At 31.1% G+C, this 24614-nt stretch carries 16 protein-coding genes and 1 pseudogene; 5 read left to right on the top strand and 12 right to left on the bottom strand.

Annotated features, from left to right (window positions below):
- Positions 1–165: 165 nt before the first annotated feature.
- Together HMPREF2629_RS03125 and HMPREF2629_RS03120 are read right to left on the bottom strand one after the other, a co-directional pair.
- On the bottom strand, positions 166–1980 hold the full coding sequence (locus HMPREF2629_RS03125) for an acyltransferase family protein (RefSeq protein ID WP_017175832.1): 1815 nt from the start codon (positions 1978–1980) through the stop codon (positions 166–168).
- A gap of 485 nt (positions 1981–2465) precedes the next feature.
- The gene (locus HMPREF2629_RS03120; RefSeq protein ID WP_002448080.1) at positions 2466–2774 is read right to left on the bottom strand and encodes a metal-sulfur cluster assembly factor; all 309 of its coding nucleotides are present in this window, start codon (positions 2772–2774) and stop codon (positions 2466–2468) included.
- Between the two features lie 119 nt (positions 2775–2893).
- Here HMPREF2629_RS03120 and HMPREF2629_RS03115 point away from each other — a divergent pair, with 119 nt between their 5' ends.
- Positions 2894–3715 carry a Cof-type HAD-IIB family hydrolase gene (locus HMPREF2629_RS03115; RefSeq protein ID WP_048761188.1) on the top strand — a complete coding sequence of 274 codons (822 nt, stop codon included), beginning with the start codon at positions 2894–2896 and terminating at the stop codon, positions 3713–3715.
- Between the two features lie 82 nt (positions 3716–3797).
- Positions 3798–5120, top strand: coding sequence for a CoA-disulfide reductase (locus tag HMPREF2629_RS03110; protein ID WP_070813138.1), 1323 nt, complete (start codon positions 3798–3800; stop codon positions 5118–5120).
- A gap of 40 nt (positions 5121–5160) precedes the next feature.
- On the opposite strand, the gene HMPREF2629_RS03105 is transcribed toward HMPREF2629_RS03110, so the two are convergent.
- The 8 genes from HMPREF2629_RS03105 to HMPREF2629_RS03070 all read right to left on the bottom strand — a co-directional run bounded on the left by HMPREF2629_RS03105 (position 5161) and on the right by HMPREF2629_RS03070 (position 17381).
- Complete coding sequence (locus HMPREF2629_RS03105; RefSeq protein ID WP_017175835.1) at positions 5161–5562, bottom strand: YisL family protein; 402 nt, start codon at positions 5560–5562, stop codon at positions 5161–5163.
- Between the two features lie 129 nt (positions 5563–5691).
- A complete protein-coding gene (locus HMPREF2629_RS03100) occupies positions 5692–6594 on the bottom strand; it encodes a fumarylacetoacetate hydrolase family protein (RefSeq protein ID WP_017175836.1) in 903 nt (300 codons plus the stop codon).
- A 126-nt stretch (positions 6595–6720) separates the two neighbouring features.
- On the bottom strand, positions 6721–10386 hold the full coding sequence (gene addA / locus HMPREF2629_RS03095) for a helicase-exonuclease AddAB subunit AddA (RefSeq protein ID WP_017175837.1): 3666 nt from the start codon (positions 10384–10386) through the stop codon (positions 6721–6723).
- The gene (gene addB, locus HMPREF2629_RS03090; protein WP_070663385.1) at positions 10379–13867 is read right to left on the bottom strand and encodes a helicase-exonuclease AddAB subunit AddB; all 3489 of its coding nucleotides are present in this window, start codon (positions 13865–13867) and stop codon (positions 10379–10381) included. The genes addA and addB overlap by 8 nt, the downstream gene beginning before the upstream one ends.
- 128 nt (positions 13868–13995) lie before the next feature.
- A complete protein-coding gene (gene lepB, locus HMPREF2629_RS03085) occupies positions 13996–14562 on the bottom strand; it encodes a signal peptidase I (protein ID WP_017175839.1) in 567 nt (188 codons plus the stop codon).
- A gap of 14 nt (positions 14563–14576) precedes the next feature.
- Positions 14577–15101 (bottom strand): signal peptidase I, encoded by a 525-nt coding sequence (gene lepB / locus HMPREF2629_RS03080; RefSeq protein ID WP_017175840.1) that lies wholly within the window; start codon positions 15099–15101, stop codon positions 14577–14579.
- Between the two features lie 4 nt (positions 15102–15105).
- The gene (locus tag HMPREF2629_RS03075; protein ID WP_025987168.1) at positions 15106–15681 is read right to left on the bottom strand and encodes a TVP38/TMEM64 family protein; all 576 of its coding nucleotides are present in this window, start codon (positions 15679–15681) and stop codon (positions 15106–15108) included.
- 368 nt (positions 15682–16049) lie between these two features.
- Positions 16050–17381 carry a glucose-6-phosphate isomerase gene (locus HMPREF2629_RS03070; protein ID WP_017175842.1) on the bottom strand — a complete coding sequence of 444 codons (1332 nt, stop codon included), beginning with the start codon at positions 17379–17381 and terminating at the stop codon, positions 16050–16052.
- A gap of 324 nt (positions 17382–17705) precedes the next feature.
- Here HMPREF2629_RS03070 and HMPREF2629_RS03065 point away from each other — a divergent pair, with 324 nt between their 5' ends.
- The 3 genes and pseudogenes from HMPREF2629_RS03065 to HMPREF2629_RS03055 all read left to right on the top strand — a co-directional run.
- Complete coding sequence (locus HMPREF2629_RS03065) at positions 17706–18908, top strand: argininosuccinate synthase (protein WP_019835059.1); 1203 nt, start codon at positions 17706–17708, stop codon at positions 18906–18908.
- Complete coding sequence (gene argH, locus HMPREF2629_RS03060; protein ID WP_019835060.1) at positions 18901–20280, top strand: argininosuccinate lyase; 1380 nt, start codon at positions 18901–18903, stop codon at positions 20278–20280. The genes HMPREF2629_RS03065 and argH overlap by 8 nt, the downstream gene beginning before the upstream one ends.
- Before the next feature lie 682 nt (positions 20281–20962).
- A pseudogene (locus tag HMPREF2629_RS03055) lies at positions 20963–21766 on the top strand (glycerophosphodiester phosphodiesterase); the annotation flags it as partial.
- Between the two features lie 89 nt (positions 21767–21855).
- Here the strand turns inward: HMPREF2629_RS03055 and HMPREF2629_RS03050 are convergent.
- Both HMPREF2629_RS03050 and HMPREF2629_RS03045 read right to left on the bottom strand, forming a co-directional pair.
- Positions 21856–23100 (bottom strand): Glu/Leu/Phe/Val family dehydrogenase, encoded by a 1245-nt coding sequence (locus HMPREF2629_RS03050; protein WP_002448212.1) that lies wholly within the window; start codon positions 23098–23100, stop codon positions 21856–21858.
- Positions 23101–23208: 108 nt separating this feature from the next.
- The gene (locus HMPREF2629_RS03045; RefSeq protein ID WP_061544368.1) at positions 23209–24399 is read right to left on the bottom strand and encodes an ornithine--oxo-acid transaminase; all 1191 of its coding nucleotides are present in this window, start codon (positions 24397–24399) and stop codon (positions 23209–23211) included.
- Positions 24400–24614: the final 215 nt, after the last annotated feature.

Raw genomic sequence — 24614 nt, 5'->3', positions numbered from 1 at the left:
TTTAACAATTCAATAAATCCTATCATATCAAGCATTCATTTACGTTTCATTCATTACTTATCATATTACCTTACTATTTAAACATTGTTACCTTAATTTTTTCTTAAATGCTAAAAAAGGATTAACTTTGTGAGCATCCTCAACTAGTTAATCCTTTTTAATTATTTATTTTTTAGTCATATTTTTTAGTATTTCATCCGATAATGCTTGTACCCCACTATGTTCTAAGTGCACACCATCAGATGCAAAATATTCAGTGTGACCGGCAGAACGTTTATACCAGTCTACTAAAACAACATTTTTATGTCGCTTAGCTGCGTCTGAAAGTTGTTTATTTACATTATCTTGCCAGCTTCTCGGTACCCTTGTATTAACTAAATATATTTTAGCTTTACCAAATTTACTAATAAGTTGATCAAGCTCATCTTGAGTAAAATCTCCATTTGTACCAAGTTCTAATACAACTTGATTTGATGGTTTATTATAATTAGTATAATTATTTGCAACTATCAGGGCTTCTTGTAAATGACGACCTACTTTACCATCTATAGTTGCTTTAGGAACTTGAGATTTAAATTCTTCACCAATATCTACCATAACTGAATCGCCAATAAGTAATGGGCTGATATTTGTGTAAACTTTATCTTTATTCTCACTCTTACTTGTTTGTCCATTTAACTTAATATTTTCACCGGGCATCATTTTGACTAAATATTTATCAGCAGTACTTGTATTAAAACTGTTTGCTTTATTTGCAATTTCATCTTTTCCAAATCGATCAAATGCACCCATAAATATTAATAACAATGGAATCACAGCTATGATAGTAACGATTGTTCTTATAAATTTAGGTTTACGTAATCGGTCAAAAGAAAATGCACTTAATCCTTCACGTCTAAATGGTGTTTCAATATAACGATAAGATAATTCCGCAAACACCACAGTTAATAGTATATCTAAGATATATACATATATTGGTAACTGACCATCAACAAAATGTATATGTAGAAAACTAATGACGGCGAAATGCCATAAGTATAAACTATATGAACGTTTTCCGATATACACTAACAAAGGATGTCCTAAAAATTTAGCAATCATTGTAGATGGGTGAACGACACTTGCAATAACAAATAATGTCACTAAAGATATCAAATAAAACCCACCATTGTATATCCAATCACTATCGTCATTAACTGTAAAGAATAAAATAATTAAGATAAGTAGGCTACCTATACCAATACCATCTATTGCACGACGTAATCGTTGTGGTGGATTAGCTTTTAATTTAAATGGTGGCCAAACAAATGCTAATATGACGCCTAATAATAATGTTTGTAAACGAGTATCTGTACCAAAATAAACACGTGAATATCCCACATTTGGTTGTGATATAATGACCATTTCTAATAAAGAGGCCAATGATACTATCCAAAATATAAGTGTCACATTACGATATTTTTTAATCGTAAGTAATAATATCACTAAAACGAATGGGAAAAATAAATAAAATTGTTCTTCGATAGCAAGAGACCATAAATGTTTAAGAGGCATGAATGAAAATTGTTCAAAATAGTTAACATCTTTAGCGATATACCACCAATTTGAAACATAAAATAACGCCGCAATAATATCATGTTTAACTCTAATAATTTGTTGAGGTTCAAATAATAAGGTCGCAATACCTACTGTTATTAATAAAGCTATCACCGCTGGCAGTAGACGTTTTATGCGTCTAATCCAAAATTGTTTAAGATTAATAATTCCTTTTTCTTCATACTCTCTCAAAAGTAAACTTGTAATTAAGTATCCTGAAATGACGAAGAAAGTATCTACGCCAATAAAACCTCCAGTTAGCCACTTTCTATTCAAATGATATATAATGATGCCTAATACGGCAATTGCTCTTAGACCATCTAAACCAGGCATATAGCGCATTTTTATTTTATCATGAACGCCTTTTTCTAAATTTTGTTTCATTGTTCACATTCTTTCCCTATTAAATAATAAATTTTCAATAAATTCATTAGATATAAAAGCACTAAAATCAGAATAACAATAAAGTTAATTATAGAAATTTGTATGTATGATTGGTCATTCTATAGTCTATGAATTTAATACACTGTATAATATGATTCTGTGTTTTATACTAAGTTGACTGAAAATTTGATATACAATTAAATAAAATATAAATTCATTTTCATTGATTAATTCTTAATTGTTGAAAATTATACTTTTCTTAAGATATAAGTCTTATGTATTGTAGTATAACCTAGAAGTAAATTCAATTTATATTACAATTGTGTCATTTCTTTTTTACTCATTTAAAAATAAAATTGTCACATTCTTATATATTAAAAAAGAGAGTAGAAGAAAAATTCATCCCCTACTCTCTATTAAATATTGTATGAAGCTCTTCATAATAAAGAGCTTCATACAATTAATGCTGTTGAGCTCACTTAAATTTATCCAACGCCTAATGCGATTTTTGCATATCTAGACATCATATCTTTATTCCATGGCGGATTCCAAACAATATTAACTTCTGTATCTTGAATCTCTGGAATTTCGGCTAATACTGTCTTAATTTGATCGATGATTTGTGGTCCAAGTGGACAGCCCATAGATGTAAGTGTCATTTCTACAGTACATAATCCTTCATCATCAACATTTACTTTATATACTAAACCTAAATTAACAATGTCTATACCTAATTCAGGGTCAATTACCATTTCCAAAGCGCCAAGGATACTATCTTTTAATGCTTCTTCCATTAGTATCACCTCTCAATAATTATCTTTACACTAATATATCAAATATCCGACAAAACGCCAATAAAATGCTATGATACAAATAAACTAATATTTATGAACTGTAATGCAAGGAGATATTTATGAAACCTTATTTAATTTGTTTAGATTTAGATGGAACATTATTAAATGATAATAAAGAAATTAGTGATTATACAAAAAAAGTTTTAACTTCCTTACAAAAACAAGGTCATTACTTGATGATTGCAACTGGACGTCCTTATCGTGCAAGCCAAATATATTATCATGAACTTAACATGAATACACCTATTGTTAATTTTAATGGTGCCTATGTTCATCATCCAAAAGCAGATGACTTTGAAACCAAACATGAGGTATTAGATGTAGATATCGCTAGAAGTATGATAGAGGCACTTCAAAAAGCTAATGTTACAAACATTATTGCTGAAGTGAGAGACAGTGTCTTTATCAATGACCATGATCCTCGATTATTTGAAGGTTTTTCAATGGGCAATCCTAAAATCCAAACAGGCAATTTATTAGAAAAACTTAATGAATCTCCAACTTCCATATTAGTGGAAGCTGAAGAAGTGAATATCACACGTATTAAACAAATGTTAACTCGTTTTTATGCTGAAAATATTGAACATCGTCGTTGGGGTGCACCTTTTCCTGTTATTGAAATCGTAAAACGAGGTATTAGTAAAGCTCGTGGCATTGACTATGTTAAATCATATTTAAATATAGATTCTTCTAATATTATTGCATTTGGAGATGAAGATAATGATTTAGAAATGATTAAATATGCTCAATACGGAATTGCTATGGACAATGGTTTAGATGATTTAAAACATATCGCTAATCATATCACTTATTCCAATAACGAAGATGGAATTGGGCGTTACCTAAATGAATTTTTCAAACTAGAAATACCTTATCAATAATAAAAATGAGAGTACTTAAAGTAAGATTCTAAAAATTATAATTGTATCTCACTTGTTTACTTCTTAGTTATGGAGGATATGTATGGCTAAAATTATTATAGTTGGTGCTGTTGCTGGAGGCGCAACATGTGCAAGTCAAATTCGTCGCTTAGATAAAGAAAGCGACATTATCATTTTTGAAAAAGATCGAGATATGAGTTTTGCTAATTGTGGTTTACCTTACTATATTGGACATCTCGTTTCTGATCGTCATCAAATATTGCCTATTACACCAGACATTTTTAAAGAGAAGAAAAATATTGTAGTTAAAACACATCATGAAGTAATTGAAGTAAACGATCAACAACATGTCGTACGTGTATTAAATCATCAAACAGGCGAAACATTCGACGAAACTTATGACAAATTAATCTTAAGTCCTGGCGCTAGTGCGAATACTCTTGGATTTACTAATGATTTTACTTTCACTCTAAGAAATGCAGAAGATATGGACCAAATCGATCAATATATTTCTCGTCATAAAGCTAAGCGAGCATTAGTTGTCGGTGCTGGTTACATTTCATTAGAAGTATTAGAAAACCTTTATCAACGTGGTCTTGATGTGACATGGATTCATCGTTCAGATAAAGTCAATAAATTAATGGACCAAGATATGAATGCAGCCATTTTTAGCGAAATTGATCAAAGAAACATTTCATATAGATTAAATGAAGAAATTGAATCAATTCAAGCGCATACTGTTTATTTTAAATCTGGTATACATGAAGATTTCGATATCATTATTGAAGGTATAGGAACTCATCCTAATTCATCATTTTTACGTTCATCAAATATTCATATAGATAAACAAGGTTTTATTCCTGTTGATGATTGCTTTAAAACAAATATACCTGATATTTATGCTCTAGGTGATGTCATCACCTCACATTATCGCCATGTAAATATGAATGCTCAAGTACCTTTAGCTTGGGGTGCTCATCGTGCAGCAAGTATTATAGCAGAACAACTCTCAGGTAATAAACATATTACATTTAAAGGTTTTCTTGGTTCAAATATTGTAAAATTTTTTGACTACACTTTTGCGAGCGTAGGAATAAAACCTGAAGAATTAAGTCTATTTAATTATGAGATGGTTGAAATTAAGTCTGGTGCACACGCAGGATATTACCCAGGTAATACACCCCTACACTTACGTGTCTATTTTAATAAAGACAATAGACAATTAATACGCGCCGCAGCAGTTGGAAAACAAGGCCCCGATAAACGTATTGATATTTTATCAATGGCTATGATGAATCAACTTACAGTAGATGAATTGGCTGAATTTGAAGTTGCCTATGCGCCTCCTTATAGTCATCCTAAAGATTTAATCAATATGATTGGTTACAAAGCACGCAATATATAAAAAGAATCGTTTGAGTAGACACTCAAACGATTCTTTTTACTTAACTTAAACCGAACATTTTAGATAATGGACCCCATGGTAAGATAATTCCAAGAGCCATAGTAATAATAATTAAAATAATTGTTGCCCAAAATAAGCCATGACTAGGTGCATGTTTTTTTCTTTTAGCTAATGATACTTCCATTAAAGCAACAACACCTAAGCCACATAACATTTTTAAAGTAAGAAGCATGTGGTTGCCACCTTCACCATGACTCGCTGCCATAAACTCTTCAATTAATTCCCAAAATCCTGAGAATATTGTAAGGAGCATAAAGACTCTAAGACCCATATGTAATGATTTAAAAGTTGGGGTTGGCCCCTGTGATTTTGAAATGTGTAAAAATGCAATAATATATAACACAATGGTTAAAACCCAACTCACAATATGCATATGTAACAAGACTTGATTACCTCCAATATTTATAATCATTTTCTTTTAATTATCATAACATATTTCCACTTTTTAAGTATTAAAATTTAAAAAGGAGAGAAGCCTTAGCTTCTCTCCTTTTAAACATAACTAGCATTATTATTTGGCAATATAAGTTGTCAAAGTACCAATGTTATCAATAGTTACTTTAACTTCATCACCTGGTTGTAAGAATTTTGGTGGTTGTAATCCAGCTCCTACACCCGCTGGAGTACCGGTTGCAATGATATCACCAGGATGTAAAGCAACATATTTAGAAATTTCTTGAATTAAGTCATCAATTTTATTAATCATTTGACTAGTGTTTCCATCTTGGCGAATTTCATTATTCACTTTAGTGACAATATTAACATTTTCTGGAGTAGGTAATTCATCTTTAGTAACAATATATGGTCCCATTGGGCAACCACCTGTTAAACTTTTAGATAAGAATGCTTGATCTTGTGCATTTTGAGCAGTGCGGTCTGTAATATCATTAATGATAGTATAGCCATAGACATAATCTAATGCTAAGCCTTTAGGAATCTTTTCGCCATATTTACCGATAACAATTCCTAATTCACCTTCGTAATCTAACTGATCTGTAATATCTTTATGATTTGGAATTGTTGCGTTATCACCAGTTAAAGAAGAAGCTGCTTTAGTGAACACATATAAACGTTGCACTTCATGATTTAACTCAGAGGCATGATCTTTATAGTTACGACCAAAAGCAATAACATTATTCGGTGGTGTTACAGGAGGTAAAAATTCAATATCATTAAATGAGAATTTATACTGATCTGCTTTTCCACTATTTTCAACAGCTACTATTGCTTTACGTACTTGTTCTTGGAAATCAAGTGTTTGGTTTTGTTGTAAACCTTCAAGTAGCGTTTGTGGATGGAAGTCTCCTTCACCAAATTCAGCAAAAATTTGTTTTAAATCCCATACAGCGTCTTCACGCTTTACTTTAACGCCATATGATTCAGCGTTATTGTATTTGAATGATAAAAATTTCATTCATTATCAACTCCTCATCTATATCTTATTTCATATTATAACTTTAATTATTAATAAATAACAAATATATATGTCTGAAATTTTAGAAATTTGACGCATCTTTTCTAAAATAAAATAAGATTGATATTATAAAGCATCTTCAATGCTCATCTCACCGAATTGGAAGAAATATAAATAGCCGTTCACTCTTTTATTTAGTATTGTTTCTAAGGTGTTTTTGTAATATTTCATTTGAATTTTATACTTATCACGTAATTGTATTCCAATCTCTTGATCCGTCAGCCCTCTTCTTCGATTAAAAGCATCTGTTTTGTAATCTACAAAATAATATTGATTATCTTTAATAAAAATCAAATCAATCATACCTTGGATAATGGAGACATCTTCATCTAAATCTGGTATTTCATCTACACGTGCTTGATTAACTACAAATGGTAGCTCTCTGTATACTTCATCAGCTTGTGCAATTTTCATATATAAGTCACTACGAATAAATTCCATAATTCTTTCAAATTGGATATCTTTTTTAGCGTCTTCTTCAATAATGTGTTGATCAATTAACATATGAATATAGTCATCTAACTCTATTTCAGTTAATCGTTGTTCTCTAAATGGAAGATGCTGCATAACGGTATGCATCAATGTACCAATTTCATTAGCTTTACGTTTTCTTTCTTGTCTTAAGAATTTAGGACGTTCATAAGTATAAGCACCAATGCGATATTGTCTTACTCTATCGTAACTTGTTCCATCTTCTTTAGTTTCTAATTGACGTTTTAATTCAGATACAGATTGTTTTGATGGCTTTTGAGTATTTTTTATAAATGGATACTTAAACGTTAATTGATGAATCATTTGTTGTTCGTTTTCTTTATTATTCGGAGCCTCTTCTTCAATATCATTGATAGTTCGATGTAATGTCTCATTTGAATCACTTATTAAAGATAATTCATCAAAATGAATGATTTTCAAATCTACATATGGTTTCAAACTGTCATCTAATTGATTGATAGATGTCTCAAATTGATAATCGGATGTGATAGATTGAGATAAGTGTTTCGCTAAAATACTATATACCAGATTAAAAGGTCGTTCTACTGATAATCTTTTATGAAGTGCAATGAGTTGATTTGAAATAGGCAAACGTTCATACTTTCTTAACTTTTCTTCTTTATCTACCGTTCCAATTAGAATGAGCTGTTCTTTTGCACGAGTTAATGCCACATACATTAAACGCATCTCTTCAGAAATCAATTCTTTTTCTGTTAACGATTTAACAACTACAGATGAAAGTGATGGATAAGAAATATTATCTGTTAAATCATAGTACTCCATTCCTAAACCATATTTTTGATTTAATACTAAAGGTTTCCGAATATCTTCTTTATTAAAATTCTTAGAAAGACCAGAATAAATAACATATGGAAACTCTAAACCTTTACTACTATGAATTGTCATCATTCGAACTACATTATCATTAGGTCCTATCACATTTTCTTCACCAAAATCTTTTTTACGCTCTATCAATTCATCGATAAATCTTATAAATTGATAAAGTCCTCTAAACGTAGAGTTTTCAAATTCTATTGCTTTATTAAACAATCCAAAAAGATTAGCACGTCTGCCTTTACCACCAATCAGTCCGCTAAAATATTGAATGACATAATGATCATTATAGAACTTATCAATTAACTGATACACAGGATGTGTTTGCCCATAATCTTGATATAAATGTATATCTTCAATAAAACGACGTAATTTATCAACTAATTGTGTGTTAGCTTGATCATATTTTATATAGTGTAAAATTGATTGATAAAAGTAATCATCATTTGAACTGACTACTCGAATTTCAGCAAGTTCATCTTCAGTAAATTGATAAATAACAGAGCGCATTAACCCAACTAGATAAATATCTTGCAATGGGTTATCAATCGTTCTAAGAAACGATAGTACTAGTCGTACTTCCGTTTGTTCAAAATAACCTTCCTTACTATTAACATGGAACGGAATATTATTATCTTTAAATACTTTTTGCAAACGTCTAGCATTACTCATTCCACGTTCTAAAATAACAATATCTTTATAAGTTGCTTTACGATAGGCATTGTTTTTCGCATCGTAAACGAGTTTATTATCAAGGATATGCTTTACTTGTTCAACTACATAATATGCTTCTTGTTCCTGTCTATCTAAGTCTGTGTCCTCATTTTCAGATTTAATCAGCGCATGTAATTCGAGTGGCATTGGTTTTTCTGGATAATAATGAGCGCCGAAATATAAACGCGCATCGACATCATAATTAATTTCTCCAACCGCTTCATCCATCATATGATCAAAAAGATAATTAGTCGTTGAAAGTACTTCCTTTCTTGAGCGGAAGTTATTAGATAAGTCAATTCGAAGTCCCGTTTGTTGCCCTTCTTTAGTGAATCGATGATATTTACTCATAAACAATGTAGGATCCGCTTGTCTAAACTTATAAATAGATTGCTTTACGTCTCCCACCATAAATAAGTTGCCATCTAATTCATCACCACGTTTGATAGTAGATATAATTGCCTCTTGTACCTGATTGGTATCTTGATATTCATCAATAAGTATTTCTTCAAATTGATGACGATAATCTTTAGCGATAGTAGAAGGCATCCCGTTTTCATCTGTTAATATTTGTAAGGCAAAATGTTCATAATCTGCAAAGTCTAGTACATTTCTACTACGTTTTTTCTTAGCAAAATCATTAATGATATCTTTAATGATTTGAACTAAATATTTTATCCGAGGCGCTAACTGTTTCATATCGTCTTTAAGTTCATCTACTGACCGCATTAAATATTTATTTTTTACATCTTGAATGGTTTCATTATATTCTTTATAGAAAGATTTAATATCTTCAAGTGTCTCTAAATCTTCATTTTCTTTTTTTATTTTTGATGACATTTGTGGAAATTTTTCAGGTGTATGATTAAGAAGTGCATCTCTATTCAAAACACCATCTTCTAATATGCTTTGACATATCATTTTCTCTCTTTGGACAACTTCTAAATGTTTTTCAACAGCATTACAATAGGATAAAAGATTTTCTGCTTCAAGAAGTGAGTCAAATGCTGCTTTCATATATATTTCTGCAAGTATTTTTAATTCTTTAAGGTAGTCTTGTTGCTTCTCATCATTCTCGTAAGGATCAACTAATGAATCTAACCATTTAAATGGTGAAGGATTAGCTATACTAAAATAATAAAATCGCTTTAACATTTCTCTAAATCCATCGTCATTTCTATCATTTGATAGTTGTTCGACTAAAGTCAAAAATTCAATATCAGGATTTTCATAATGATGTTCTAGTACTTCATCAATTGATTGCTCCAATAAAAGTACGTTTTCTACTTCACTAATCGTTCTAAAATTAGGGTCTAGTTGGATAACATCATAATGTTGTTGAATCACCTTTAAACAAAAACTATGCAGTGTAGAAATTTGAGCTTGATGTATTTTTATACGTTGACTTTTTAAGTGTTCATTCTTAGGATCCTCTAATGAAGCTTGTTGAATACGTTGTTCTACACGATGTTTCATCTCTCTAGCACTTAAGTTCGTAAATGTTACTACAAGTAATTTATCAACATCTACTTCATCTCTTAAGATTTTTTGAATAATACGTTCAACTAGAACAGCTGTTTTTCCTGAGCCAGCAGCTGCTGCAACTAGTATATCTTGTCCTTTTGCATATATACTGTTCCATTGTGCATCCGTCCATTGTGCGTCTTTAGGTTTTATCGGAATATTATTCATTGTCCTCACCGCTTTCTAATTCGACCTCTTGAATTGCTTGAATTGGATTAATCGATTCATCTACATGGCGATAATGTTTACTATCAATAAGGCTATCTACGTGACATACTGACTGGAAACTACAAAATTCACATGGTAATTTGTCTTCAAATTTAAGTGGAGCTACTTCTGTATGACCATCCATAATATTTGAAGCAGTCTCAATAAAATTATTTTTATTGTGTTGAATAAATTTATGAATCGTTGTTTCATCAGCAACTTGGCTTCCCCGTGCACTAATACCTCCATCTTTTTTTAATGTCACGGGTACAATATCTGATTTAGATATCTCGTTAAGTCTTATATCCATAGCATCGATAACTTCAGCATCACTATTGATTAATCCTTTTAATTTATATTCTTTTAGAATAGCTTGATTAATATTTTTCTTATTTAATGCCTCTTCAGTTAAATCGCCCCATTTTTCAAATTTCAAACGTTCATCATGAATGTGGAAATATAACAATCCACCTGGTTTAACCTCTGAACTTAAACCAAGTCGCTCTGAATTTTGTAATACGATATCCATATACGTCATCATTTGCATCTGTTTACCATAATAAACTTTTTTCAAATTTAAATTGGCGCTATGATTAGATGATTTATAATCAATAATATTTACAAAACTTGTATTATTTTTTGTATAAGCATCGATACGATCAATTTGTCCACGAATATGAATCGGAATCCCTTGTGTCGTCATTAAGGGATGTGCAATCAACTCTTCTTCAGTTCTTGGTTTCTTTCTGAAAGCCGTTTCAAAACGTTTTGGTCTAAATTTTGTATTCTCATTTTGATAACGAAGTGCCTTTAAGGTACTTTCAACAATGACACCTATACGTTTAGATACATAACGATAATATGCATTGGAATCCATTAAATTAAATTGCACTTGTGGTAAGACATATTGTAGAGCTTCTTCAGTAAGTGCATGGATTTTCTGATTATCCAATTGACTAAATTCTCCATTTACTTTATCCGAAATATATTTTAAAGCATTATGAAAAATATTACCTAAATCAAAACTTTCAAGTTGATATTTGGTACGTTCATTTAGACGAAGGCCGTAAGTAGCATAATGTTGGAATGGGCAATCATTATAACCTTCAAATCGTGAAACACTAGCATTAATAGACGTTCCATATAATGCTTCTGACAATTGTGGTGTGAGTTGAATGGTTTCATTATCATATGTTAAAGCTGTTGATAAATAGTTTATACTGTCATTTAATTCTTCATTTTCACTTATAACTTTATAAGCATCAAGCCACGTATCTGCTACCGCTTCTTCTTCCAACCACGATTTCAATGCTTCAAATAAATGAATTTTAGTTTGATGTGGATGTTCCATTAATGTAAGAGGATAAGCATGATGAAGATAATGAATATTTTTGATATCCAAATTACTGAACAGTGCTTGAATCTGATTTAAAAATGGACTTTTCTCTTTTTCATCTCCTTGCATCCCCATAAGACTATATGAAAAAGTCATTTGTTCACATGCACGTGTCATAGCAATGTAGCATACAAATGCTTCATCCATTTGTAAGATATCAGAGGTTGGACTTAATTCAACACTTCCCCGTTCCTCTAACAAACGTTTTTCTTCATCAGTGATTAAACTTGAAGATGACATGGGCTGTGGCATCACTCCATCATTCATCCCAACCATATAAACGTGTTTTTTATTATCAACTTTTGCTAAATCCATAGTCCCTATGCTCACTTGATCCAATGTTTGAGGAATCATTACAAATTCGAGTTGTTCAAGTCCAATGTCAAATACTTCTAAGAATCGATTTAAACTCATTTCTTCTTCTTCAAATACTGTGACTAAATCATCTAGTATTTGTATTAATCCATTCCATAATTGGTCAATTTCTTCTGCTTTCTCATGGTCCCCTTTTAAATCTAGTTCATCACGGTGAGCCATTAAATATTTAGGTAAATCAAAAGCTTCCATTGTTTCATAAAATGCAGTTGCATAATCTCTAACATTTTTAGAGTGAAGCATGGCTTGCTCAAAACGAAGTATTTTATTTACAACATCATCCTTTAAGCGTACGACGTCTTCAAATGCTTCTTTTTCTTCTTCAGTTAATTGATGCGCTTTACGTCCCATTTTTGTAAAATTATCGATATTAAACAATTTATCATCTAACCATTTTTTACCGTAAATACCTCGTTCAATGACAAAGTTTTCTAATAGATCAATTAAGTAACTACTATTTTTAAATTGATGAGATAAAATATTGGTTTTAAATAGTCTCATCATTGGACTAAGCCCCATATTACTTTGGATAACTTCTAATAAAGAACGTATCATTTCCATTATAGGATGATGTGTCATCGATTTTTTAGTATCAATATTATAAGGAATATCGTATTGTGGCAAAATAGATTCAAATAGATAGGCATATGTTTCATCTCTATATAAAATTGCAATATCTTGATATCTAAAGTGTTTATCACGTGTATCTTTAATAATACGTCGTGCTATTTCATTAACTTCTTCTCTCATATTCGATGACTCAAGTAAATCAATATAACCATGTGATTGAGTTGGATTAACTTGAAGTGCGTCAAATTGTTGTTCTAATTGTAATAAATCTTTATTTTTGAAACGATATGGTGTTGTAAAATAATGTTCATTTAAAGGTATATGTAATTCATTTGCAATTTCTTTTAAGTGAATAAGTACGTCAGAAGGTTTTCTAAACATACTAAAGTGATCTTCATTACCATCTGTAGTTAATAATATAGTAACTTGTTTAGCATTTTGTACTAATGCTTTAATAATTTGATATTCAAGTGTTGAAAAGTTATAAAATCCATCTATATAAATATCAGCATGCTTAATCCACTCAGATTTGTGCATTATTTCAATAAAATAATTAAGACTGTCTTCAGCGGTAATAAATTCTCCATTTAATCGTTCTTCAAAATAATGATAAATAAGCGAAATATCTTCTAGTTTATGTCGGGTTCTTGTTTGTAATTCATGATCTTCTAAAAATGAATCAAGTTGATGAGGTGTTACAGAATATTTCTTAAAATCTTGGATTTGTTCACTTAATTTTTCACTAAAACCATAATAATCTGCTTGAGATTGATATAATTTCATTTCTGATTTGTGTTGTTGAACGATATTGAATATCATCATTTCAATAGCTGCTTTAGTTAAACGTGTTTCAGTTAATCCTCCGAGTTCTTGAAAGATTCTATAGCTCAAACGTTCAAAATGTAAAACTTCCGTTCTTAAACTCCCGTTTAACTCTCGATCATTTACGAAAGATTGCTCCAATTGAAACGTACTTTGGGTAGGTGCAATCAAAATGATAGGATCTCCAAGAGGATTTTCTTTCATTTGTTGTTTAATATTTTTAATCATATGGTACGATTTACCGGTACCAGCTCTTCCAAGATATGTATTTAATTCCATTATCTACACACTCCTTTAAACTCATTTTACCACGGAACATACGTTCTTAAAAAGTAAAGTAGATAAAATAAAAGTAGAATGTGAATTCACCTGAATTGACATTCTACTTTCATTTTTAAATTGATATCCTACTTATCTGGATTAAAATTAAATTTAAAATCATTTAGTGGCCAAAATCTAAATGATACTTTACCGACGATTTGTTGTTTATCTATTAATCCAAACGCTCTACTATCTTTACTAACTTCACGATTATCTCCTAATACTAAGTATTTATTTTTAGGAATAACGTTAGACTTAGGATGAGCATTAAGAAGATCCTTAGTTTCAAAAGATCCTGTAATGTACTCTCCTTGTTTATGTTTTTCATTATAGTCTAAGTAAGGCTCATTTACTTTTTTTCCATTAACATATAGCTGATCTTTTTTATATGTCACACTATCTCCTGGTACGCCTATCACTCTTTTAACATAGTCATCAGATTTATTAGCATGGAAAACAATAACATTTCCTTTTTTTATGTTTCCTACCTTATAACCTAAAATGTTAACCATTACATGTTGTCCATCTTTTAATGTTGGATCCATAGAGTCGCCTTTTATTGTATAGGATTTGGCAACAAAAGTGACTACAAGCCATACGAGCAATAAGCCTACAGCTATCGCAACAATCCATTCTGTTATTTCTTTTTTCAAATATAACACCTCATCTATTTATTAAACTCATAGTTGAATGATCTAAAAGGATAATACCTTAGACATACATTTCCTATAACATCACTTTTTTTAATTAATCCATATTTTCTCGAATCAGTTAATGTATTACTATTATCATTCAACACTAAAAATGAGTCAGGTGGAATAATATCCCCATCAGTATTTTCTAAATCTCGTAATGCGAAATCATTAATATCTCTATTTTTAGCATAATATTTATTCACTTGTCTATCATCTTTATATAATTTACCATGCCTTATTTCTACCGATTCGCCTGCTTTCCCAATAATACGGCTAAAATGGATTTGATCATGATGACGATACATAATAATATCGCCTTCATTTAATAAATTGAATGTCACTTTCAATTTATTAATCATTATATAATCATTTTTATTTAGAGTGGGGGCCATCTCATTAGTATGAACAATTGCACTTCTTAGTAAAAAATTTTGGATAAATATCACAAAAATAATTGCTAAAATAATGGAGATACTCGTACTTATAATTCGACGCAAAATGTCACTCCTCATGTGTTCCCATAAAATGTTTTTCAACTCTTTTTCCAATAAACCATATGACTATAGTAACAATAATTAAAATAATTGCTCTTATAGGATGGGTTAAAAATGTAGTCACTTCTCTACCCATCACTGCTAAAAATGAGATGGAAATAAACTTTGAAAATAATAAAATAATAAAATAATTCTTCATTTTAATATGAGAAAAACTAGCTACAAAGTTTACTACTGTATTAGGTGTAAATGGAAAACACATTAATATAAAAATAGGAACAAGTCCTTGTTTATCTATAAAATGTGTAAGTTTTTTCACACCTTTTTTTGCTTTAACTCTTTGCATAAAAGATGCATCAACGAATTTCCTGAAAAAATAAAATACAGTAAATGTCCCAGCAACGATCCCTAACCAACTAATAATGGTTCCTGTAATAAAACCATAAGCATGAACATTTAAGATGACATATAGAGTTAAAGGAAAAACAGGAATCATAGCTCTTAAATAGAGAATAATAAAACCTGCAAAGTATCCTAATTGTTGTAACACATTAAACCAATGTTCAATTTGATGAAACACTATATCATCAAATCCTTTCTTGAAATTTCATCATTCTCTATTGAGTATAAAATTATTTTACACTCTTTTCTTAAAAAAACTATTAATTCAATAAGAAATCAGTCACAAGTACTAGATAACAGATTTAACATTAGTCATATTAATCATTTAAAAGAGAGTGAGACTGAATTCAAAACGAATTCAGTTTCCTTCTCTTGACCCCATATTACGTTAAACAAAAACTTCTTTTTATGAAAGTCTAGTATGTTGAAAAAGATTGATATAAGTATATATTCAATTGAGTCATTGACTGCCAATATATAAAAAACGCCTAAGACAGCTCATCATGTCCTAGGCTTTAAACTATCATTTTATTTAAATTTATGTTGATATTATAAACGTTCTTCTAATTCTTTTTTCTTATCTTCATAACCTGGTTTACCAAGTAAAGCAAACATATTTTGTTTATAAGCTTCTACACCAGGTTGGTTAAATGGATTAACACCTAATTGATAGCCACTCATCGCACAAGCTAATTCAAAGAAGTAAACAACATAACCGAATGTTTCTTCATCTAAACGTGGGATATTCACAACGATATTAGGAACGCCACCATCAGTATGAGCTAATAACGTACCTTCAAATGCTTTTGTATTAACTTCATCGATTGTTTTTCCAGCTAAATAATTTAAGCCATCTAAATCGTCATCATCTTTTTCAATTGTAATATCATGTTTAGGTTGATTTACTTTTACAACAGTTTCAAATAAGAAACGGCGTCCTTCTTGAACGTACTGACCTAATGAATGTAAATCAGTAGTATAGTTTGCGCTTGAAGGATAAATACCTTTAAAGTCTTTACCTTCAGATTCACCGTATAACTGTTTCCACCATTCATTAAAGTACTGCATAGATGGTTCGTAGTTAATTAACATTTCAGTTGTATAACCTTTACTATAAAGAACATTTCGAATTGTTGCATATTGATATGCAATATTCTCTTCTAAATTTTCAGATGATAGTTCTTTACGAGCTTTATTTGCCCCATTCATAATTGCTTCAATATCAATACCTGCAGTTGCAATTGGTAATAATCCTACTGCAGTTAATACTGAATAACGACCACCTACATCATCAGGTACAACAAATGTTTCATAACTTTCATTATCTGCTAATTGTTTCAATGCACCTTTTGCTTTATCAGTTGTAGCAAAAATACGTTTTTTTGCTTCGTCTTTACCATATTTTTCTTCAACTAATTGTTTAAACAATCTAAATGCTACAGCAGGCTCAGTCGTTGTTCCTGATTTAGAAATAACATTTACTGAAAAGTCTTTATCAGACAAGTAATTCACTAATTCTTGTGTATAACTTGAAGATAAGTGATTTCCTACAAATACAATCTCAGGATATTCTGTACTGTTACGGAAAGATGAAGTAAGCATTTCAATTGCAGCACGTGCACCTAAATATGAACCGCCAATTCCGATAACTACCAATACATCTGAATTCGATTGAATATGTTTTGCTGCTTTTTGAATTCTAGAAAACTCTTCTTTATCATAATCTTCAGGTAAATTTACCCAACCTAAAAAGTCGCTTCCAGCACCTGTACCTTCATGAATCGTTTTATGAATTGTTTTTACAATATCTTTTTGTTGATCAAGTTCATGTTGACCAAAAAATTCTAACGTTTTTCCATAATCTAATTGAATATGAGTCATTTATAAATCCTCCAATGTTTATGAATTAGTTTCATTTTACTAACTTTAAGTTATCTATTCAATGAACAAGTTCAATTATTCAAAAAATAGTCTGTTTTTTTTAGAATAATTAAATTACCTTACCTTGTAATGAATACACAATCGAAACAGCAATAAACTCCTTAGTTGTAGTAATATTCAATAAATATAGAAATAACAATAGATGATTAATGATATTCAAATTATCTTTATTTTGTATAAATATGTAAAAAAATGGTTTTATTTTCATAATAAATCTGTTAGTATAGAATTATATCAATTTTCAGAAAATTTTGAGGTGACAATATGAAAGATAAAATTGTTTTAGCTTATTCAGGTGGATTAGATACTAGTGTAGCCGTTAAATGGCTTATAGATAAAGGATATGACGTAGTGGCAGTATGTTTAGATGTTGGCGAAGGTAAAGATTTAGATGTTGTTTATTCTAAAGCATTAGACATGGGCGCCATCGAATGTCATATTATTGATGCAACTAAAGAATTTAGTGAAGATTATGTAAGTTATGCAATAAAAGGAAATTTAATGTATGAAAATAGTTATCCTTTAGTATCTGCGCTTTCAAGACCGTTAATAGCGAAGAAATTAGTAGAAATTGCTGAACAAACAAAGTCAATCGGTATTGCACATGGTTGTACTGGTAAAGGTAATGATCAAGTACGTTTTGAAGTAGCAATTAAAGCACTTAACCCTAATTTGAAAACATTTGCTCCTGTTAGAGAGTGGGGCTGGAGTCGTGAAGAAGAAATCGACTATGCAATCAAACATGGTATTCCTGTAAGTATTAATCATGATTCACCTTATTCAATCGATCAAAATTTATGGGGTCGTGCAAATGAATGTGGTATTTTAGAAGATCCATATGCTGCTCCACCGAAAGATGCATATGATTTAACTGCTGAATTAGAGGATACACCAGATACACCAGATGAAATTATCTTATCATTTAAAAATGGTGTTCCTGTTCAACTTAACCATAAAGACTATGATTTAGATCAGCTAATTCTAACATTAAATGATTTAGCTGGTAAACATGGTATCGGACGTATCGATCACGTAGAGAATCGTTTAGTTGGTATAAAATCACGTGAAGTATATGAAACGCCAGGTGCTGAAGTGATATTAAAAGCTCATAAATCTTTAGAAACATTAACATTAACTAAAGATGTAGCGCATTTTAAACCGGTCATTGAAAAACAATTTGCTGAACAAACATATAATGGTTTATGGTTCTCACCTTTAACAGACAGTCTAAAGCAATTCATTGATAGCACTCAACAATATGTTGAAGGAGATGTCAGAGTTAAATTATTTAAAGGTAATGCTATTGTTAATGGTAGAAAATCGCCTTATACACTTTATGATGAAAAGTTAGCAACTTATACTAAAGAAGATGCTTTTGATCAATCAGCTGCAGTCGGCTTTATCGATATTTATGGACTACCAACACAAGTAAATGCTTATTTACATGGAGGTTATAGTAATGAGTAATAAAGCATGGGGAGGTCGTTTTCAACAACAACCTGAAGAGTGGGTAGATGAGTTTAATGCTTCTATTGACTTTGACCAAACGCTTTTAGATGAGGATATTCAAGGTAGTATTGCACATGCAACAATGCTTGCACACCAAAACATTATTTCTGAAGAAGAAAAAAATGCCATTGTAAAAGGTTTGAAAGATATACAAGCAGATTTTCATAACCATAATATTGAATTTAAACATGCTTTAGAAGATATACATTTAAATATCGAACATGAACTGATACAACGCATTGGAGATCCAGGTGGCAAATTACACACAGGTCGTAGTAGAAATGATCAAGTAGCAACAGACTTACATCTCTATGTAAAAAAACAAGTCATTGAGATTCAAGCACTCATTCGTTCATTCCAAGAGTCTATTTTAACTTTAGCAAAATCTCATGTAGACACGATCATGCCAGGTTATACGCACTTACAACGTGCTCAACCTATTTCTTTCGCACATCACATCATGACATATTTTTGGATGTTAGAAAGAGACTATACACGTTTTGCAGATAGTTTAAAACGTATTGATATATCTCCACTTGGCGCTGCAGCATTGAGTGGCACTACACATCCTATCGATAGACATAAAACTCAAGAACTACTTGGTTTTGAATATATTTATGAAAATAGTCTTGATGCAGTGAGTGATCGTGATTACATTATTGAAACATTGCATAATATATCATTAACAATGACTCACCTATCACGTTTTGCGGAAGAAATTATTTTTTGGTCTACGGATGAAGCGAAATTTATTACACTATCCGATGCATTTTCTACTGGTTCATCTATTATGCCTCAAAAGAAAAATCCAGATATGGCTGAACTCATTCGTGGTAAAGTGGGACGCACGACAGGACATTTAATGAGTATGCTTGTCACATTGAAAGGCTTGCCTCTTGCATATAATAAAGACTTACAAGAGGATAAAGAAGGTTTATTTGATTCAGTTCGTACGATTAAAGGTTCATTACGTATTTTTGAAGGCATGCTTAATACGTTAACAGTTAATACAAATCGTTTAAATGAAACAGTGCATCAAGATTTCTCTAATGCAACAGAACTTGCAGATTATTTAGTAGATAAGAATGTACCGTTTAGAACAGCACATGAAATTGTAGGAAAAATTGTCTTTGAATGTATTCAACAAGGCATCTATTTATTAGATGTACCATTTGAACGTTATCAAGAATTAAATGATAAAATCGAAGAAGATGTATATGATTACTTAAAACCAGAAAATTGTTTAAATAGAAGAAAAAGTTATGGTTCTACAGGCCAAGATGCTGTGCGTCATCAATTAAACGTTGCAGAAAATATTTTAAAACAATAATAAATACTATTATTAAATGACTATGAAATTGAATAAATAAAGATTCTAATAAAGCATCTACTTAAAGATTGACTTTAAATCGCTTAATCATTTTATAAGAAGGTTTTTGATTTTGTGAAGATTACATCACTTGTAAGAATAAGTACTGAACTTTCTTTTCATAGAGTAAGTTAAGTCATGTTAGAATCTTTATGCATAAGGCACTTCGTTAATTTAGTTTAGTGATGTTTATTAAATTATACGAAAGTGCCTTATTTTTTTAAGTATTTCAATGTAAAATTGCATATAAATACAAAGTGATTTGGCAAGACTCATTTTTTAGTTAAATTTAATTTAATTATTTTAACTTTCTCTATATTTATTGTTAATAAATTAATAGTTCTGCTAAAATTTTGAAAAAATTATTCTAAAAATTTCTTCTCTTTGCTAAAGTTTTAATGTATTTTTAAATTGAACTGAGAGGATGAATTTTTTGAAGGTTTCTAAAAAAGCAATGATATCTAGTTTAGCAATAGCCACTATCGGTTTAGTAACATTACATAATCCAGTAGAAGCAAATAATAATCATAACAACTATAGCACTACTTCTAATTCCGCTGCAGAACATCAACAGTTTAATCAATCACAAAATAAATATACGTCAGTAGCGATTAGTAAACATCGTAATCAAGATCATTCGAATTGGATGACCAACTTAACTGGCGAACGTTTTACGACTATCGCTCATAGAGGTGCAAGTGGCTATGCGCCGGAACATACGTTTCATGCATATGATAAAAGTCATAATGAGTTAGGGGCGTCGTATATTGAATTAGACTTACAACGTACGAAAGATGGACAACTTGTAGCAATGCATGACGAAACCGTTGATCGTACAACAAACGGTACAGGTCGTGTCGAAGACTATACACTCGCACAACTTAAACAACTAGATGCTGGGTCATGGTTTAACAATGCTCACCCTGAATATGCGAAACCAGAATATAAAAATGCTAAAGTCCCTACTCTAGATGAAATTTTATCTCGATACGGTACAAAGGCTAATTATTATATTGAAACTAAAAATCCTAATGTATATCCAGGTATGGAAGAACAACTACTTGAAACATTAAAAAAACATCACATGTTAACTGGTAACTCTTTAAATCATGGACATATATTAATTCAGTCTTTCTCAGAAGAAAGTTTACAAAAAATGCATCAATTAGATTCACGAGTACCATTGATTCGATTACTTGATAAAAATGAATTGCAACAACAAAGTGAAGCAGATTTACAACATATTCTCTCATATGCCATAGGTGTCGGCCCAGATTATACTAGTTTAAACGCTGAAAACACTAAGCATTTAAAAGATTTAGGTTTCCTAATTCATCCTTATACAGTAGATAAAACTACAGATATGCAACGTTTAAATCAATATGGTATTGACGGTCTATTTACAAATTTTGCTGATAAATATAAAGCTACTATCCCAAACGAGTAATTTTATTAATTAAATCACTCTATAAAAAAACCTCCCAATGACGAGTATATATTTCTCATCATTGGGAGTTTCATTTTTAATAGTTATATTTACGCCCATCCACGATAGCGTGCTGCTTCAGCGGTACGTTTAATTCCTACAATATAAGCTGCCAATCTCATATCAATTTTTCTATTCTGAGCTAATTCATAAATAGTGTCAAAAGCCTCGATTAATTTTTCCCGTAATTTTTCATTGACTTCATCTTCTGACCAGTAATAACCTTGGTTGTTTTGTACCCATTCAAAATAAGATACTGTCACGCCACCTGCACTTGCTAATACATCGGGTACAAGTAAAATATCACGTTCAGTTAAAATACGTGTAGCTTCTGGAGTGGTTGGTCCATTTGCCGCTTCTACAACAATGTCAGCTTTAATATCGTGTGCATTATCTTCTGTGATTTGATTTGAAATTGCAGCCGGTACTAAAATATCACAATCAAGTTCGAATAATTCTTTATTTGAAATTGTATCTTCAAATAAGTTAGTTACAGTACCAAAGCTATCACGACGATCTAGTAAGTAATCGATATCTAAGCCATTAGGATCATGTAATGCACCATACGCGTCTGAAATACCAACTACTTTAGCACCCATATCATTTAAAAATTTAGCTAAGAAACTTCCAGCGTTCCCAAAGCCTTGAATCACAATACGTGACCCTTTAATTTCTTTTCCTCTACGCTTAGCAGCTTGTTCAATAGCAATCACTACGCCAAGAGCAGTAGAACGATCACGTCCTTGTGAGCCACCTAAGACAATTGGCTTACCAGTAATAAAACCTGGAGAATTAAACTTATCTAAAGCACTATATTCATCCATCATCCAAGCCATAATTTGAGAATTTGTAAACACATCTGGAGCAGGAATATCTTTAGTTGGTCCTACAAATTGAGAAATTGCACGTACATATCCTCGTGATAAACGTTCTACTTCATGAATACTCATTTGACGTGGATCACATACAATACCACCTTTACCTCCACCATAAGGTAAGTTGACAATGCCACATTTTAAAGTCATCCACATCGATAAAGCTTTGACTTCTTCTTCATCTACATCAGGATGGAAACGAACGCCACCTTTAGTAGGACCTACAGCGTCATTATGTTGTGCACGATACCCAGTAAATGTTTTAACTGTACCATCGTCCATACGTACTGGAATACGTACTTGCAAGAATCTTAATGGTTCTTTAATTAAATCATACATACCATCATCAAATCCCAATTTATGCAATGCTTCTTTAATGATGCTTTGTGTAGAAGTCACTAAATTATTATTCTCAGTCATAATCACTTTCGCCTCTTTTTTTTCACAAATGTTTTCGCTTTCATAAGTATTGTAACACGCCTATACTTTTTAAAGAAATTAAATCATGCCATATTACGTCATATCTATTTACTTAAATACACTTCTAATTCGATTTAATGCTTCATCTAATTCTTCTTTAGTAATAACCAAAGGTGGTGCAAAACGAATTACTGTATCATGGGTTTCTTTACATAATAAACCTTTTTCTTTCAATGCTTCACAAAATGGTCTTGCACTGTCGTGTAATTCCACACCAATGAATAACCCGCGTCCACGAACTTCTTTAATTGCAGGGTGATTAATCTTTTGTAATTCTGATTTAAAATATTCACCTAGTTCATTTGAATGTTCTGGTAAATTTTCATCGATAATGACATCTAAAGCCGCAATTGACACTGCACAAGCAAGCGGATTGCCACCAAAAGTAGAACCATGAGAACCAGGTGTAAATACATCAAGCACCTCGTTATCTGCTAATACAACTGAAATTGGTAAGACGCCTCCACCAAGCGCTTTACCCAAAATATATACATCCGGTTTAACATTATCCCAATCACATGCAAATAATTTTCCAGATCGTCCTAATCCAGCTTGAATTTCATCGGCGATAAACAAAATATTATGTTCATTACATAAATCTCTAATGGTTTTCAAATAACCTTCTGGAGGAATATTAATGCCTGCTTCGCCTTGAATAGGTTCAACTAAAACAGCTGCTGTGTTTTTATTAATTGCTTCTTTTAATTGTGTTTCATTGCCAAAGTCAACTTTACGAAAACCATCTAATAAAGGACCATATCCACGTTGATATTCAGCTTCAGATGATAAAGACACAGGGGCCATTGTACGACCATGGAAGTTCCCATTAAATGCAATAATCTCAGCTTGATTTGGTTCAATACCTTTAACGTCATAGGCCCAACGACGTGCAGCTTTTAAGGCTGTTTCAACTGCTTCAGCACCTGTATTCATTGGTAGTGCTTTATCTTTACCAGCTAATTTACAAATTTTTTCGTACCATTCCCCTAAGTTATCACTATGAAAAGCACGAGAGACAAGTGTCACTTTATCTGCTTGATGTTTTAATGCTTGAAGAATTTTTGGATGACGATGACCTTGGTTAACTGCTGAATATGCTGATAACATATCTATATATTTATTACCTTCTGGATCAGTAACCCAAATCCCCTCTGCTTTTGAAACAACAATTGGTAGCGGCACATAGTTATGAGCACCGTAATGGTTTGTTAGTTCAATAATTTTTTCAGATTTAGTCATAATATCTCCCCTTTGCTTATTGTTATATTAAAACTAATCACTATATTTACTGGCTTTCGCAATTCTATTTTAAAACATTAAAGTCTCTCTATATCCATTTATGAAAGCCCTTACAAAGATAATGACATATCCTCTTATCATTTTACAAGTAAATTATTTCTATTAGCTAAAATTTTAATATAAGAGTCCGGGACATAAAGTATCTAGATAAGTGA

It is taken from the genome of Staphylococcus sp. HMSC034C12, assembly GCF_001835895.1.
GTDB lineage: Bacteria > Bacillota > Bacilli > Staphylococcales > Staphylococcaceae > Staphylococcus > Staphylococcus hominis.
Note: the sequence above shows the minus strand (reverse complement) of the source record. Positions and strands in the feature narration are given on the sequence as shown.

Bases quoted from the DNA above. Each gene is read 5' to 3' on its own strand.
- HMPREF2629_RS03045 (WP_061544368.1), bottom strand. From the start codon at position 24,399: ATGACTAAATCTGAAAAAATTATTGAACTAACAAACCATTACGGTGCT.
- HMPREF2629_RS03120 (WP_002448080.1), bottom strand. From the start codon at position 2,774: ATGGAAGAAGCATTAAAAGATAGTATCCTTGGCGCTTTGGAAATGGTA.
- addA (WP_017175837.1), bottom strand. From the start codon at position 10,386: ATGAATAATATTCCGATAAAACCTAAAGACGCACAATGGACGGATGCA.
- HMPREF2629_RS03065 (WP_019835059.1), top strand. From the start codon at position 17,706: ATGAAAGATAAAATTGTTTTAGCTTATTCAGGTGGATTAGATACTAGT.
- HMPREF2629_RS03110 (WP_070813138.1), top strand. From the start codon at position 3,798: ATGGCTAAAATTATTATAGTTGGTGCTGTTGCTGGAGGCGCAACATGT.
- HMPREF2629_RS03100 (WP_017175836.1), bottom strand. From the start codon at position 6,594: ATGAAATTTTTATCATTCAAATACAATAACGCTGAATCATATGGCGTT.
- HMPREF2629_RS03125 (WP_017175832.1), bottom strand. From the start codon at position 1,980: ATGAAACAAAATTTAGAAAAAGGCGTTCATGATAAAATAAAAATGCGC.
- HMPREF2629_RS03050 (WP_002448212.1), bottom strand. From the start codon at position 23,100: ATGACTGAGAATAATAATTTAGTGACTTCTACACAAAGCATCATTAAA.
- argH (WP_019835060.1), top strand. From the start codon at position 18,901: ATGAGTAATAAAGCATGGGGAGGTCGTTTTCAACAACAACCTGAAGAG.
- HMPREF2629_RS03070 (WP_017175842.1), bottom strand. From the start codon at position 17,381: ATGACTCATATTCAATTAGATTATGGAAAAACGTTAGAATTTTTTGGT.
- HMPREF2629_RS03115 (WP_048761188.1), top strand. From the start codon at position 2,894: ATGAAACCTTATTTAATTTGTTTAGATTTAGATGGAACATTATTAAAT.
- addB (WP_070663385.1), bottom strand. From the start codon at position 13,867: ATGGAATTAAATACATATCTTGGAAGAGCTGGTACCGGTAAATCGTAC.